The 14,981-nt window shown below is 59.9% G+C and carries 11 protein-coding genes; 6 read left to right on the top strand and 5 right to left on the bottom strand.

Translation table 11 applies throughout. The features are described 5' to 3' along the window. Positions 1-51: 51 nt before the first annotated feature. The 4 genes from AGR1_RS14125 (at position 52) to fdxA (ending at position 5,745) form a co-directional block, all read left to right on the top strand. A complete protein-coding gene (locus AGR1_RS14125) occupies positions 52-1,296 on the top strand; it encodes a ubiquinone biosynthesis hydroxylase (RefSeq protein ID WP_149147362.1) in 1,245 nt (414 codons plus the stop codon). A gap of 456 nt (positions 1,297-1,752) precedes the next feature. After that, positions 1,753-4,827, top strand: a complete 3,075-nt coding sequence (locus AGR1_RS14115; protein ID WP_149147361.1) for a helicase-related protein — start codon at positions 1,753-1,755, stop codon at positions 4,825-4,827. A gap of 4 nt (positions 4,828-4,831) precedes the next feature. Next, the gene (locus AGR1_RS14110; protein WP_149147175.1) at positions 4,832-5,248 is read left to right on the top strand and encodes an RNA-binding S4 domain-containing protein; all 417 of its coding nucleotides are present in this window, start codon (positions 4,832-4,834) and stop codon (positions 5,246-5,248) included. Between the two features lie 158 nt (positions 5,249-5,406). Continuing rightward, complete coding sequence (gene fdxA / locus AGR1_RS14105; protein ID WP_080793355.1) at positions 5,407-5,745, top strand: ferredoxin FdxA; 339 nt, start codon at positions 5,407-5,409, stop codon at positions 5,743-5,745. A gap of 74 nt (positions 5,746-5,819) precedes the next feature. Here fdxA and holA read toward each other — a convergent pair whose 3' ends face one another. From holA to leuS, 3 genes are read right to left on the bottom strand one after another with little or no spacing between them, the layout of a single operon-like run. After that, a complete protein-coding gene (gene holA / locus AGR1_RS14100; RefSeq protein ID WP_149147174.1) occupies positions 5,820-6,857 on the bottom strand; it encodes a DNA polymerase III subunit delta in 1,038 nt (345 codons plus the stop codon). Between the two features lie 11 nt (positions 6,858-6,868). Then, entirely contained in the window at positions 6,869-7,414 is a 546-nt protein-coding gene (gene lptE / locus AGR1_RS14095; protein ID WP_162927481.1) for an LPS assembly lipoprotein LptE, read from the bottom strand. Then, entirely contained in the window at positions 7,407-10,037 is a 2,631-nt protein-coding gene (leuS, locus tag AGR1_RS14090) for a leucine--tRNA ligase (RefSeq protein ID WP_149147173.1), read from the bottom strand. Before leuS ends, lptE begins: the two co-directional genes overlap by 8 nt. 193 nt (positions 10,038-10,230) lie before the next feature. On the opposite strand from leuS, the gene AGR1_RS14085 reads away from it, so the two are divergent. Further along, a complete protein-coding gene (locus AGR1_RS14085) occupies positions 10,231-10,890 on the top strand; it encodes a YggS family pyridoxal phosphate-dependent enzyme (RefSeq protein WP_080792271.1) in 660 nt (219 codons plus the stop codon). Between the two features lie 59 nt (positions 10,891-10,949). On the opposite strand, the gene AGR1_RS14080 is transcribed toward AGR1_RS14085, so the two are convergent. Next, a complete protein-coding gene (locus AGR1_RS14080; RefSeq protein ID WP_162927482.1) occupies positions 10,950-11,657 on the bottom strand; it encodes a DUF1013 domain-containing protein in 708 nt (235 codons plus the stop codon). Between the two features lie 230 nt (positions 11,658-11,887). Between AGR1_RS14080 and acs the strand changes: the two genes are divergently transcribed. Then, a complete protein-coding gene (gene acs / locus AGR1_RS14075; protein ID WP_077981324.1) occupies positions 11,888-13,840 on the top strand; it encodes an acetate--CoA ligase in 1,953 nt (650 codons plus the stop codon). Positions 13,841-13,946: 106 nt separating this feature from the next. On the opposite strand, the gene AGR1_RS14070 is transcribed toward acs, so the two are convergent. Further along, a complete protein-coding gene (locus AGR1_RS14070) occupies positions 13,947-14,954 on the bottom strand; it encodes a TRAP transporter substrate-binding protein (RefSeq protein ID WP_149147172.1) in 1,008 nt (335 codons plus the stop codon). Positions 14,955-14,981: the final 27 nt, after the last annotated feature.

Below are 14,981 nucleotides of genomic sequence, written 5' to 3'. Positions count from 1 at the left end.
CGGCCTGCTCTGGCTGTAGGAATACGTCACATGGTCTATAGTGCCCGGATGATGCGTGCACAAGATTTGAGGAGAAGCGCGATGCTGGACGTAGTGGTGGCAGGCGGCGGATATGTCGGTCTTTCCGTTGCTGTCGCAATCAAGCAGGCGGCCCGGCATCTCGATGTGCAGGTGGTTGAGGCCGCTCCCGAGGATGTCTGGGCAAAGGACGTTCGTGCATCCGCCATCATCGCAGCGGCCACCCGGATGCTTGATGTTTTCGGCATATGGAACGAGATCGAGCCGGAAGCCCAGCCAATACACAAGATGATCGTCACCGATTCGAAGACCGCCGATCCGGTGCGTCCTGTGTTCCTGACTTTCGACGGCGCCGTGGAAGAAGGCAGGCCGTTTGCCCATATGGTTCCGAATGTCGCTCTGGTAGGGGCGTTGCGGGGCCTGTGCGAACGCCTTGGCATAGAAATCCGCCATGGTCTCAGTGTTTCCGATTTTGTCGCGGGGCCGCAATCGACGGCCGTCAGCCTTTCCGACGGGTCGACGCTCGAAGCGCGATTGCTGATTGCCTGTGACGGCGTTCGCTCCGCGCTCAGGGATTTGGCCGGAATCAAGACCGTGCACTGGGCTTACGATCAGTCCGGTATCGTGACGACCGTTGAGCATGAGCGGCCGCATGAGGGCTGCGCCGAAGAGCATTTCCTGCCATCGGGCCCCTTCGCCATCCTGCCGCTGAAGGGAACCCGCTCTTCGCTCGTCTGGACCGAACGCACGGCCGATGCCGACAGGCTGGTGGCTTCCGACGACCTGGTGTTCGAGGAAGAGCTGGAACGCCGGTTCGGTCACAAGCTCGGTCCTCTTCGTCCGGTCGGCCCCCGCCGCGCTTTCCCATTGGGACTGACGCTGGCGCGTTCTTTCGTTGCGCCGCGTTTCGCGCTTGCGGGTGATGCGGCGCACGGCATTCACCCGATTTCCGGGCAGGGCCTCAATCTCGGCTTCAAGGACGTGGCGGCTCTCGCCGAAACCGTGGTCGAGGCCGACCGTCTCGGCCTCGATATCGGCTCACTCAACGTTCTGGAGCGCTATCAGTCCTGGCGTCGTTTCGACACGTTGCGGATGGGTGTGACGACCGATGTGTTGAACCGGCTTTTCTCCAACGATATTGGCCCAATCCGTATCATGCGCGATTTCGGTCTCGGGGTCGTGGATCGTTTGCCGGGTCTCAAATCCTATTTCATCGGTCAGGCGGCCGGCACGACGGATGCGAATGCGCCGCGTCTGCTGGCCGGCGAGGCGCTCTGATCCGACCCTTCGTGCATGTTTCGGATCGGTTTTTCCGGGATTGCCGCTTGACAGCCGATTCCGGAATTTTCTGCCCGGTGGCTTTGCCGTAAAGCCGAATCCGGCCAAGGACTTATCCGGATTCACAATCTGGTATGGTCTGCGCCCTGACCAACCAGATATTGCGGAGAACAAAAGCTGAATCCCATCGAGTCAGCGATTCGTATTCGATTCGTTCGCAGACTGTTCCGCAGCCGAATCGATTTCATTTTTGCCGGATTCTTTTTATTTGTTCAACTGGCTGAATCTGAAAGGAAAATTCCGTCGACTGGTCGCCCCGCGCCACTTTGCGGGTGAGGCCTATTGCCTTTGGCTGCGGGCGTTGCCATGTGTGAGGCCTGCGGCCCATCAGCAATGTCGGGCGGCAAAGCAAGCAGATGAAGTCGATTCGCGGATAGTACGTTGAATTTTCGCCCCATGATCCTGAGCGGCCGCGGTGTCACGGCCGTTCTCGGCCCCACCAATACCGGCAAGACCCATTACGCGATCGAGCGGATGGTGGCGCATGGCAGCGGTGTCATCGGCCTGCCGCTGCGTCTTCTGGCGCGGGAGGTCTATACCCGTCTGGTGGAAAAGGTGGGCGCGCCGAATGTGGCGCTGATTACCGGCGAAGAAAAAATCGCGCCTCCCAAAGCCAAATACTCCGTCTGCACGGTGGAAGCCATGCCGCGTGAGACGACGGCCGCCTTCGTCGCGATAGACGAGGTGCAGTTGGCGGGCGATCTCGAACGCGGGCATATCTTCACCGACCGGGTGCTGCATCTGCGCGGGCGGGAGGAAACGCTGCTGCTCGGCGCGGGCACGATGCGCCCTATCCTTGAAAAACTGCTGCCGGGAATAACCGTGGTCGAGCGGCCGCGCCTGTCTCAACTCTTTTATGCGGGTCAAAAGAAGATTACTCGCCTGCCGCAACGCACGGCGATCGTCGCCTTTTCCGCCGATGAGGTTTATGCCATCGCTGAACTGGTGCGCCGCCAGCGCGGCGGCGCGGCTGTGGTGCTGGGCGCGCTTTCGCCGCGCACGCGCAATGCGCAGGTAGGCCTCTACCAGTCGGGCGACGTCGAATATCTTGTCGCAACGGACGCCATCGGTATGGGACTCAACCTCGATGTCGACCATGTCGCCTTTGCGCAGGACCGCAAATTCGACGGTTATCAGTTCCGTAATCTCAATCCCGGCGAGATCGGTCAGATCGCCGGCCGCGCTGGCCGCCATCTTCGCGACGGTACGTTTGGCGTGACGGGGCGTGTCGATCCGTTCGACGATGAGCTGGTGGAGCGGATCGAAACCCACCAGTTTGACGCGGTGAAGGTGCTGCAATGGCGGACGAAAAATTTCGATTTTTCCTCCATCGCCAATCTGCGCGCGAGCCTTGACGCCGCGCCGACGATCCAGGGGCTTTCGCGCGCCCTGCCGGCCATCGACCAGCAGGCGCTGGAATATTTGTCGCGTTATCCTGAAATCATCGACGTGACCACGACGGATGTGCGGGTGGAAAAACTCTGGGAGGCCTGCGCGCTGCCCGATTATCGCCGCATCGCCCCCGCACAGCATGCCGACCTCATCTCCACGCTCTATTTCGATCTCGTCAAGCGCGGGGCGGTGAACGAGGATTTCATGGCCGAGCAGGTGCGCCGCGCCGACCGCACGGATGGGGAGATCGATACCTTGTCTGCGAGGATTGCGCAGATCAGAACATGGACTTATGTATCGAACCGCCCAGGATGGCTTGCCGATCCGACACACTGGCAAGAAAAGACTCGGGAAATCGAGGATCGATTGTCCGATGCGCTACATGAAAGGTTGACGAAACGCTTTGTTGATCGCAGGACATCTGTGCTCATGAGGCGCCTGAGAGAGAATGCGATGCTTGAAGCTGAAATCAGTGTAAATGGTGATGTCTTCGTAGAAGGACATCACGTCGGCCAATTGGCCGGGTTCCGGTTTACCCCGGTGCCGGGAATGGAAGGGCCGGATCAGAAGGCCGTGCAGGCTGCGGCGCAAAAAGCGCTCGCGCTCGAATACGAGGCGCGCGCCGCGCGTCTGCATGCCAGTGGAAACGGCGATCTCGCTTTGAGCTCCGATGGTCTGGTTCGCTGGTTGGGCGAGCCGGTTGCCCGGCTTTCGGCCGGCGACAACATCATGAAGCCGCGGGTGATCCTGCTTGCCGACGAACAGCTGAACGGCAATGCCCGTGATCACGCGCTGGCGCGCGTCGAGCGTTTCGTCAATCACCAGATTGCGACCGTGCTGAAGCCGCTGGACGATATTTCCCGCGCCGAAGACCTTCAGGGTCTGGCGAAGGGCCTGGCGTTCCAGCTCGTGGAAAATCTTGGCGTGCTGTTCCGCCGCGACGTCGCCGAGGACGTGAAGTCGCTCGATCAGGATGCGCGTGCTTCCATGCGCCGTTATGGCGTGCGTTTCGGCGCCTATCACGTTTTCCTGCCCGCACTTCTGAAGCCCGCTCCGGCGGAGCTTGTGACGCTGCTTTGGGCTTTGAAAAATGATGGCCTCGGCAAGCCGGGTTATGGCGATCTCATTCCGGTGCTGGCCGCAGGCCGTACCTCGGTCGTCACCGATGCCAGCTTCGAGCGTATGTTCTACAAGCTCGCCGGTTTCCGTTTCCTCGGGAAGCGCGCCGTACGTATCGACATTCTCGAGCGTCTGGCCGATCTCATCCGCCCGCTGCTACAGTGGAAACCCGGTCAGCAGCCGCGTCCGGAAGGCGCCTATGACGGTCGCCGTTTCACGACGACGACCGCCATGCTTTCCATTCTCGGCGCGACGCTTGACGATATGGAAGAGATTCTGAAGGGTCTCGGTTACCGCGCCGATCAGGTGACGGCTGAAGAGGCACAGGCCTTCCTCGCCAGCCACGCCGGTGCCTCTGCTCCGGCTGCCGCAGAAGCGGCGCCGGCTGAAGAGGAAAGCGTCGAGACCGAGGAACACGAGCCGGCTTCCGAAGAACAGGTGTCCGAGACGGCGGCTGCTGTCGAAGGCGAAGCTGTCGAGGCGCCGGTGGCTACCAGCGAAGAGGCTGTCGCAGCCGAGGCTGCGCCGGAAAGCGCTGAGACCGCCGAGCCCAAGCCCGTTCTTCTGTGGCGTCCGGGTGGTCGCAATGAAAATCAGCGTGGCGAAAACCGTCGTCCCGGCAATCGCGGTCAGAGCCGTGGTGAAGGAGCGCGCGAACAGGGCGAGCGTCGCGGTGAGGGCCGTCGCGACAATCGTGACGGTGCAAATCGCGAGGCTGCCAATCGCAGCGGCGACGGCGAGCGCAAGCGCGATGGCGGACGTCCGGACCGTGGCAACAACCGCAACAACGATCGTCACGATCGCGGGGAGCGCAAGGACCGGCCGGAACGCAATGACCGTGGTGGAAAGCCGCAGGGTCAGCAGCGCTTCGAAGCCAAGCCGCCGCGCAAGGAAAAGCCGCTCGATCCGGATTCGCCTTTCGCAAAGCTCGCTGCTCTCAAGGAGCAGCTGAAGAAGTAAGCCCATGGGAAGCAGCGAACAGCCACTGGAAAGCACGCGTCAGCGTCTGGACAAGTGGCTGTTCTTTGCCCGCATGGCCAAATCCCGTTCGCTGGCCCAGAGCTACATTCAGTCGGGCCACGTCAAGGTCAATGGCGTTGCCGTCCGCCAGCCCAGCCACATGCTGAAGGCGGGGGACAGGCTGGAGATCGGCTTCGAGCGGATGGACAAGGTACTCGTCGTCAAGTCCGGCGGAACACGGCGTGGACCCTATGAGGAAGCCAGACTTCTCTATGAGGACGAGACGCCGCCACGGGAACCTTCCGACAGTATGACGCCTCTCGAGCAGGCGTTGCGCCAGCCGGGCAGCGGGCGTCCCACCAAAAAAGAGCGCAGGGCGCTCGACAGGTTTCTGTCTGACAGCGACGGAAGCAAAGATTAGAATAAACCTCCGGGTCACACCCGTTTTTCAGAATTGTTTATCCTTGCTATCTGTAAGCAAAGGCATTACGTCACTTGCGAAATTGCCCTGTCTGAATTCCGGGCGACGGCTTGTGTTCCGAAGCCCACAGACCCGGCCTGCATATTCTGGAGTTCATCATGACATATGTCGTGACCGACAATTGCATCCGCTGCAAATATACCGATTGCGTTGAGGTCTGCCCTGTCGACTGCTTTTACGAGGGTGAAAATTTCCTCGCGATCAATCCCGACGAATGCATCGATTGCGGTGTATGCGAACCGGAATGTCCCGCCGAAGCCATCAAGCCCGATACGGAGCCGGGTCTCGACAAATGGCTGAAGATCAATGCCGAATATGCGGCGATCTGGCCTAATATCACCATCAAGCGTGACCCGATGCCGGAAGCCAAGGAGATGGACGGCGTCGAAGGTAAGCTCGATCTCTATTTCTCCGCCGAACCCGGCCAGGGCGACTGATTTTTACGGCCTGACGGCGAAACCATGATTTAAAAAGCCCTCGTGCTGCTGCTGCGAGGGCTTTTTGCTGAGCGTCATCCGCCGCGGCCGGATTGCAGCGTGGTCGACAGCAATGTCAGAAGGGCCACGCTTTCCTCCAGGCTTTGCCGCTGACGGCTTTGCAGGATAGCGGCCTGCAGACGGTTCATCTCGCGGGCGATCGCCGCTGGCTGCCACGTCCGCAGCGCTCTTTCGATGATGGGTTTTCTGCGGAAATGGATGTGGCGCCCAAGTGTCTGCATGACCTGACCGGCCTGTAGTTTTTTCTCATCCATTTCGGCCCGCATCTGGTCGAGCAACTGGAATTGCTTGAGGCATCCCTGGAGGACGAGGAAGATCGGGGTCTTCGAAGAGACGATCTTCTGCGTTGCGTGGAAGAAGGCGCTTCTGTCGCCTTTCAGAATGGCGTCGACAGCATCGTCGGCGGAAACTGTACTGGCGTCTCCGATGATCGCCAGTACATCGTCCTCCTCGACCACGTCGGCTCCACGGCAATAGAGCGCCAGTTTGCGGATTTCGTTGCGCGAGGCGATACGGTCGCCGCCGAGAGATTCGATCAGCCTCTGCCGTGCGGCCGGCGCAATACGCAGATTATCGGCGGAGAGTTCCTGATCGATCAATGCGTTCAATGAGCGCGCATCGTCGGCATAACAGGGGATGGCTGCGATGGAGCGCGCCGGTTCTGCGATCTTGCGCAGTCCCGTACCCTTCTTGATGTCGCCTGCTTCGATGATGAGGAAGCTCGCTTCCGGCGGCGTTTCCGCCAGAATCTGGAGGGCGTCCACCAGCGCCTTTTCGGACGAAGCACCTTTAACCCAGACGAGTTTTTCGCCGCCGAAAAGGCCGATGGCATTCACCTCGTCGAGTAGACGGCCGGGGTCGCCCTGCAGATCGGATGCGGTCAGTTTCAGCGATGCGAAAGCGTCATCGGGATCGATACCGGTCTTTTTGGCGATGACGCCTGCGCGTTCCGACACGAGACCGCGATCCGGGCCGTAAAGCACGAAAACACGAAAGCGCTCCGCCGGATTTTCGGCGAAGCGCTCAAATTCATGGGACTTTATCTCCGTCACGGCTGCCGCTCTCAGCGGCCGAGGGTGGCGGCGATATCGGTGCGGATGATTTCAGCCAGCTCCCGGGCCGCACGGTTCTCGGCGTCACGAGTTGCCCGGATCTTGGCGAATTCCTGCTGCGGCAGGTCCACCTGCGCCGTCACGCTGCGACGTGCGGAGCGCAGGATTTGGCCATCGGAAACCCGCGTCAGCACATATTGACCACTCATCACGACACGACCAGGGTAAGGACCATCGTAATTGTTGTTCGCGCGGGTCGTCAGGTCATAATTCTGCACCTCCGTCGAGGTGGCGCTCGAGCTTACGGAAACCTTGACGTTGTATTGAGCCGTGGCCGGTTGGCCTGCGCCGCCAGACATTAGAAAGATCAGCTGATTGCGGACTTCCTGCCCGGCCCTGCCGCCGATATCGGAGACGCTGACGGCCGCCAGCCTTTCCTTGGTGCCGGAAGCCTCGCCATAGAGCGGGCGCACCTGGCAGCCCGCCAGAAGGCCAGCCATCATCACGACGGAAATTGCTGCCGCGACGCGGCTCCATCTCGAAAAAACGTCAGACAACAATGTTCACAATCCTCTGCGGAACCACGATGACTTTCTTGGGCTCGCCGCCGGCAAGAAGAGATTTGACGGCATCCAGAGCAAGGGCAGCCGTGCGGACCGCATCTTGATCCGCATCGCGCGCGATTGTCAATTCGCCGCGCTTCTTGCCATTGACCTGCACGGGCATGACCACGTCGTTTTCCTCGACCAGCGATGGCACGAAGGTTGGCCATGGCGTCTCAGCCACCAGACCTTCATTGCCCAGTGCCGCCCAGCATTCTTCCGCCAGATGTGGCGTCATCGGGGCGATGATGCGGATCAGGATTTCGATCGCGTCACGCGCTGCCGCCTTGACGTCATTAGACTTGCCGCCAGCAGCGACATCCGCAAGCGGACCGGCGAGTGCATTAACCAGTTCATAAATGCGGGCAATGGCCTTGTTGAAGGCGAGCTTGTCCAGATCCTCCTGCACAGCTTTCAGCGTTTTATGGGCCGCCTTGGAGGCTGCCAGCCCTTCGCCTTCGGTCGCAGGCTTCGGCTGGACGGCTCGCAGCTCTTCCGCCGCTTCGCCGATGATTCGCCATACGCGCTGGACGAACCGGTTTGCACCTTCCACACCGGCTTCGGACCAGATGACGTCACGATCGGGCGGAGAGTCCGACAGGACGAAGAAGCGTGCGGTATCGGCGCCGTAGGATGCGATGATGTCATCCGGGTCAACTACGTTCTTTTTCGACTTCGACATCTTCTCGATGGAGCCGATCTTCACCTCTTCGCCGGACGAGAGCAGGAAGGCGCGGCGTGCGCCGTCGGTTTCCTCGATCCGCAGTTCCGCAGGCGGCACCCATTCGCGCGCCGTGCCTTCGCCGCGGCTATAGGTCTCGTGCACCACCATGCCCTGCGTGAACAGGCCCTTGAAGGGTTCCTTGACGCCGACATGGCCGGTTTCGCGCATGGCGCGGGTGAAGAAGCGCGAATAGAGCAGATGCAGGATCGCATGCTCGATGCCGCCGATATATTGATCTACCGGCAGCCAGTGATTGGCGACCTTCGGGTCGGTCGGCGCGTCTTCCCACGGCGCGGTGAAGCGGGTGTAATACCAGCTGGAATCGACGAAGGTGTCCATCGTGTCGGTTTCGCGGCGCGCGTCATGACCGCATTGCGGGCAGGAGACATGGCGCCAGGTGGGGTGCCGGTCCAGCGGGTTGCCGGGCACGTCGAACGTCACGTCATCGGGCAGCTTGACCGGCAGGTCCTTCTTCGGAACAGGCACGACGCCGCAGACTTCGCAATGGATGACCGGGATCGGGCATCCCCAATAACGCTGGCGGGAAATGCCCCAGTCACGCAGGCGGAAATTGACCTTGCGCTCGGCTTGCGGCGTATTGCCGAGCGTCTGCGTGGAAAGCTTCTGCACGACCGCCTCAAAGGCGTCAGCCGTCTTCATGCCGTTCAGGAAGCCCGAATTGATCATCACGCCGTCATCGGTGAAGGCGGTATCATCGATGGTGAAGTTTGCGGCATCGGGACCTTCAGGGGCGACGACGGCCACGACCGGCAGGCCGTATTTGCGGGCGAAATCCAGATCGCGCTGGTCACCCGATGGGCAACCGAAGATCGCGCCGGTACCGTAATCCATCAACACGAAATTGGCGACATAGACCGGCAGTTCCCAGGTTGGATCCAGCGGATGGACGACCTTGACGCCGGTATCGATGCCCTTCTTTTCAGCCGTTTCCAGCGCGGCCAGAGATGTGCCATGGCGACGGCATTCATCGCAGAATTCGGCGATGGCAGGATTTTTTTCCGACAGCTCTTTCGCCAGCGGGTGGTCGGCAGCAATGGCGAGGAAGGAGGCGCCGAATAGTGTGTCGGGGCGTGTCGTATAGACGGTGATGTCGGAGAAACCTTCCGGCGCCGTGTCGGCAACCGTCCGCCAGCGCAGCGACAGGCCCTCGGAACGGCCGATCCAGTTCTTCTGCATCAGGCGCACTTTTTCCGGCCACTGGTCGAGCGTATCCAGCTCGTCCAGCAGGTCCTGGCTAAAATCGGTGATGCGGAAGAACCATTGCGTCAGTTCGCGCTGTTCTACCAGCGCGCCGGAGCGCCAGCCGCGGCCGTCGATCACCTGCTCGTTGGCCAGAACGGTGTGGTCGACCGGGTCCCAGTTGACCTTGGACTGTTTGCGGTAGACCAGGCCCTTTTCCATGAAGTCGACGAACAGCGCCTGCTGGCGATGATAGTATTCCACATCGCAGGTTGCGAATTCACGGGTCCAGTCCAAGGACAGGCCCATGGATTTCAGCTGGCCGCGCATGGTGGCGATGTTCTGGTAGGTCCAGTCCTTCGGGTGAACCTTGTTCTGCATCGCCGCGTTTTCGGCAGGCATGCCGAAGGCGTCCCAGCCCATCGGATGCAGGACGTTGAAACCACGGGCACGCTTATAGCGGGCGACGACGTCGCCCATGGCGTAGTTGCGAACATGGCCCATATGGATGCGTCCCGAAGGATAGGGAAACATCTCAAGAACGTAATATTTCTCGCGCGGATCGCTGTTGTCGGTGACGAAAACCTTGTCTTCGTTCCATTTCTGCTGCCAGCGCGGCTCGGCGTCGCGAGGATTGTAACGTTCGATGGCCATTGTCTAAAATTCCGGGTATCGAGGGGAAAAATGTGCGCTGACCTTCACCATGAAACGACCGGGGCGTCAAGTTTGGCGGGACGTTCGGACGTTCAATCTTGGCCAGCGTGCCTCAAATGGTGCTAAAGGCGCTTGGCATCAAGGCAATCGGTGGCTAGTTAGCGTTGCGAATGGTTCAAATGAAGGTCTTGTGATGGAAATCGAAGCACGTCTTGAGGATGTCAGGCAGCGCATTGCCGATGTTGCGGAAAAATCCGGACGCAAGGCGGCGGATGTTGCCCTCGTCGCGGTCTCGAAGACCTTCGACGCGGAGGCGATCCAGCCGGTTATCGATGCGGGCCAGCGCGTGTTCGGCGAGAACCGCGTGCAGGAAGCGCAGGGCAAGTGGCCGGCGCTTAAGCAGAAGACGCCTGATATCGAGTTGCATCTGATTGGCCCGCTACAGTCCAACAAGGCGGCGGACGCCGTGGCGCTGTTTGATGTGGTGCAAAGTGTTGACCGGGAGAAGATCGCCCGCGCGCTTGCCGAAGAATGCAGTAAACAGGGTCGCAGCCTTCGTTTTTATGTGCAGGTCAATACGGGCCTTGAGCCGCAAAAGGCGGGTATCGACCCGCGTGAGACCGTAGCTTTCGTGGATCTTTGTCGGGATGAGCTGAAATTGCAGGTCGAAGGACTGATGTGCATTCCGCCGGCGGATGAAAATCCGGGCCCGCATTTTGCGCTTCTGGCGAAGCTTGCCAAACAATGTGGGCTTGAGAAGCTTTCCATGGGCATGTCGGGCGATTTCGAAACTGCCGTGGAATTCGGCGCGACGAGTGTTCGTGTGGGTTCGGCGATCTTCGGTGCGCGATAAGGCTGCAAATTAAAAACCCGGCGCTGAGGCCGGGTTTTTAAATTCTAAAAGACGTCCGATCAGTAGTGATCGTCCTCGTCTTCGTCTTCGTCCTTCTGCGTGGATTTCAGCGAGCTGAGCTTCTTGAAGACCGCATCGGCGTCGATCTGCTCGTCTTCCTCGCGCTGGAAGCTGTAGTCCAGACCTTCCGTCGCCGTTGCCGGCTGCAGCGTGTTATCCAGTTCTTCGGCAGTCGGCAGCGGACGGCCGCGCGAGGCGCGTTCGACTTCAAGATCGAGATCGATCTGGCTGCAGAGGCCGAGCGTGACCGGGTCCATTGGCGTCAGGTTGGCCGAGTTCCAGTGGGTGCGGTCGCGGATCTGCTCGATGGTGGATTTGGTGGTGCCGACGAGGCGCGAAATCTGCGCATCCTTCAGTTCAGGATGGTTGCGCACGAGCCAGAGAATGGCGTTCGGGCGGTCCTGACGCTTGGACACCGGCGTATAACGCGGGCCGCGGCGCTTGGATTCGGGAACGCGCACCTTCGGCTCGGAAAGCTTCAGCTTGTGGTTCGGGTTGCCTTCCGCGCGGGCGATCTCATCGCGGGAAAGCTGCCCGGTCGCGATAGGGTCGAGGCCCTTGATGCCCTGTGCGGCTTCACCGTCGGCAATTGCCTTGACTTCGAGCGGATGCAGTTTGCAGAACGTAGCGATCTGATCGAACGACAGCGCGGTGTTGTCAACCAGCCATACAGCCGTTGCCTTTGGCATGAGCAATTGTTGAGCCATAGATACAGTCCTTCTGTCCGTCCGCGCCGGTGTCGCGGGCGTGGTATCAACCACTGATTTCCGGGATATTGCCGCTCTATAACCGGATTGCATCATAATTGCAATTCTTTGCGAAACAAATGACCTTTGTCTAATTGCCGTGTGCATTTGAACTGCTATGAATTCAACACAAGCCTGAGGTGGGAGTCTCGGGCCGCGTCAGAAGCCATACCCGGTTCCAGGAGGAGTTCATGTCTGCCAAAATCTACCCGGTGCTCAAGTCGGCGAAAGCCCGCACGCTCATCGATAATGAGCGTTACCAGAAATGGTACCAGGAGAGCGTCGAGGATCCCGAAAAGTTCTGGGACAAGCACGGCCGTCGGATCGACTGGTTCAAGCCTTATACCAAGGTCAAGAACACGTCGTTCAAGGGGCGCGTGCCGATCAAGTGGTTCGAGGATGGCCTGACCAACGTTTCCTATAACTGTATCGACCGGCATCTGAAGACGCATGGCGAGCGCACGGCGATCATCTGGGAAGGCGACAACCCCTATATCGACAAGAAGATCACCTATAACCAGCTCTATGACTATGTCTGCCGTCTGGCCAACGTGCTGAAGAAGCACGGCGTCAAGAAGGGTGACCGCGTCACGATCTATATGCCGATGATTCCGGAAGCGGCCTATGCGATGCTTGCCTGCGCGCGCATCGGTGCAGTGCACTCCGTCGTCTTTGGCGGCTTCTCGCCAGAAGCGCTGGCCGGCCGTATCGTCGACTGCGAATCGACCTTCGTCATCACTTGCGATGAAGGCGTGCGCGGCGGCAAACCGATCCCGCTCAAGGAAAACACCGACAAGGCGATCGATATTGCCGCCAAGCAATATGTCATCGTCAACAAGGTTCTGGTGGTACGCCGCACCGGCGGCAAGACCGGCTGGGCGCCAGGCCGTGACATCTGGTACCATCAGGAAATCGCTACCGTGAAGCCGGATTGCCCGCCGGTGAAGATGCGTGCGGAAGATCCGCTGTTCATCCTCTATACGTCCGGCTCTACCGGCAAGCCGAAGGGAGTGCTGCACACCACGGGCGGCTATCTCGTTTATACGTCGATGACGCATGAATATGTCTTCGACTATAAGGACGGCGAGGTGTACTGGTGCACGGCCGATGTCGGCTGGGTCACCGGCCACTCCTATATCGTCTACGGGCCGCTGGCGAATTGCGCGACGACGCTGATGTTCGAAGGCGTTCCGAACTTCCCGGATCAGGGCCGCTTCTGGGAAGTCATCGACAAGCACAAGGTCAATATCTTCTATACCGCCCCGACAGCGCTCAGATCGCTTATGGGGGCGGGCGACCAGTTCGTGAAGCGCTCCTCGCGCAGCAGCCTGCGGCTTCTCGGCACGGTCGGCGAGCCGATCAATCCGGAAGCCTGGGAGTGGTATTACCATGTGGTCGGCGAGGACAAGAGCCCGATCGTCGATACCTGGTGGCAGACGGAAACCGGCGGCATTCTCATTTCGCCGCTGCCGGGCGCGACCGATCTGAAACCCGGCTCGGCCACAAGGCCGTTCTTCGGCGTGCAGCCGCAGCTGGTCGATGCCGAGGGTAACGTGCTGGAAGGACCGGCGGACGGCAATCTGTGCATCATCGACAGCTGGCCGGGCCAGTCGCGCTCCGTCTATGGCGATCACCAGCGCTTCGTCGATACATACTTCTCCACCTACAAGGGCAAATATTTCACCGGTGACGGCTGCCGTCGTGACGAGGATGGTTATTACTGGATCACTGGCCGCGTGGATGACGTTCTGAACGTGTCGGGCCACCGCCTCGGCACCGCTGAAGTGGAATCGGCGCTGGTGTCGCATCACCTTGTTTCGGAGGCCGCCGTTGTCGGTTATCCGCATCCCATCAAGGGGCAGGGCATTTATTGTTATGTCACGCTGATGGCGGGCCAGAACGGCGATTATTCATTGCGCGAGGAGCTGGTGAAACACGTCCGCAACGAAATCGGCCCGGTTGCGACACCGGATAAAATCCAGTTCGCGCCTGGCCTGCCGAAAACCCGTTCCGGCAAGATCATGCGGCGTATCCTGCGCAAGATCGCCGAGGATGATTTTGGTGCGCTGGGAGATACGTCGACGCTCGCCGATCCGGCTGTTGTCGACGACCTCATCGCCAACCGGCAGAACCGTACGGCGTGATCTGTTGAAAGGCTGCTTCGGCAGCCTTTTTTCTATTGGCGATTTTCACAAACAAAAACACCCGGAGGCGGAACCTCCGGGTGTTTTTAGTTGTGTTCAGTAAGGCTTACTGGCCGCGGATCTTCTTCAGGTCCGCCAGAACGGCGTCGACGATATCGGCGCCGATTTCAGCCTTGTGCTTTTCGTAGACAACCATCGACTTTTCGCGAATACGCGCCTGTTCTTCAGGAGACAGCGTGTTCACTTCGAGGCCAGCCGCCTTGATCTTTTCCAGCGACTTCTGGTTCAGCTCGCGGATGACCTTGCGCTCTTCGTCGCGGCCGACGACCGCGCATTCACGCAGGGCGGCCTGTTCTTCGGGCGTGTAGCTGTCGAAGATCGGCTTGGAGAAGAGGAAGAGGAACGGCGTATAGGCGTGGTTGGTCTCGGTGATGTATTTCTGCACCTCGTAGAACTTAGAGGTGTCGATCGTCACATAGGGGTTTTCCTGCGCGTCGATCGCGTTGGTTTCCAGCGCCGAGAAGACTTCGCCGAAGGCCATCGGCGTTGCATTGGCGCCGAGGTTCTGGAAGGTGTCGAGGAAGATGTTGTTCTGCATCACGCGAACCTTGAGACCGGAGAAGTCTTCCCACTTGTTCACGGCACGCTTGGAGTTCGACAGGTTGCGGAAACCGTTTTCCCAATAGGCCAGATTTACGAGGCCCTGTTCTTCCAGCTTCTTGTTCATCATGTCGCCGAAGGCGCCGTCCATGACGGCATCGGCTTCCTTGGCGTTGGAGAACAGGAACGGCAGGTCGAAGACGCCGAGCGACGGGATGAGGCCAACCAGCGGCGACGAGGACGTCACGACCGCTTCCTGAACGCCGGAGCGCAGGGCCTGGGTTGCCTGAAGGTCGCCGCCGAGCGCGCCGCCCCAGAATGCGGTCAGCTTCAGCTTGCCGCCCGACTTGTCGTCGAGGCAGGCCTGCATGGCCTTGATGCCGTTACCGACCGGATGGTCCTGGTTGATGCCGTTGGAAACACGGATGTTGCGGCTGTTGAATTCGGCCATTGCCGGGGCAGCAGCGCCAACTGCGAAAGCGATTGCCGTGGTGGTCAGAAGAAGCTTTCTCATAATATCCTCCCTTGGATTGTTTGCGAG

This window comes from Agrobacterium sp. B1(2019) (assembly GCF_008274755.1).
Taxonomy (GTDB): domain Bacteria; phylum Pseudomonadota; class Alphaproteobacteria; order Rhizobiales; family Rhizobiaceae; genus Agrobacterium; species Agrobacterium salinitolerans.
This window is presented reverse-complemented; position numbering and strand designations above follow the sequence as displayed.

Excerpts from the sequence above, each read along its gene's own strand:
- AGR1_RS14070 (WP_149147172.1), bottom strand. The coding sequence starts at position 14,954 with ATGAGAAAGCTTCTTCTGACCACCACGGCAATCGCTTTCGCAGTTGGC.
- acs (WP_077981324.1), top strand. The coding sequence starts at position 11,888 with ATGTCTGCCAAAATCTACCCGGTGCTCAAGTCGGCGAAAGCCCGCACG.
- AGR1_RS14125 (WP_149147362.1), top strand. The coding sequence starts at position 52 with ATGCGTGCACAAGATTTGAGGAGAAGCGCGATGCTGGACGTAGTGGTG.
- AGR1_RS14080 (WP_162927482.1), bottom strand. The coding sequence starts at position 11,657 with ATGGCTCAACAATTGCTCATGCCAAAGGCAACGGCTGTATGGCTGGTT.
- AGR1_RS14115 (WP_149147361.1), top strand. The coding sequence starts at position 1,753 with ATGATCCTGAGCGGCCGCGGTGTCACGGCCGTTCTCGGCCCCACCAAT.
- leuS (WP_149147173.1), bottom strand. The coding sequence starts at position 10,037 with ATGGCCATCGAACGTTACAATCCTCGCGACGCCGAGCCGCGCTGGCAG.
- AGR1_RS14110 (WP_149147175.1), top strand. The coding sequence starts at position 4,832 with ATGGGAAGCAGCGAACAGCCACTGGAAAGCACGCGTCAGCGTCTGGAC.
- fdxA (WP_080793355.1), top strand. The coding sequence starts at position 5,407 with ATGACATATGTCGTGACCGACAATTGCATCCGCTGCAAATATACCGAT.
- AGR1_RS14085 (WP_080792271.1), top strand. The coding sequence starts at position 10,231 with ATGGAAATCGAAGCACGTCTTGAGGATGTCAGGCAGCGCATTGCCGAT.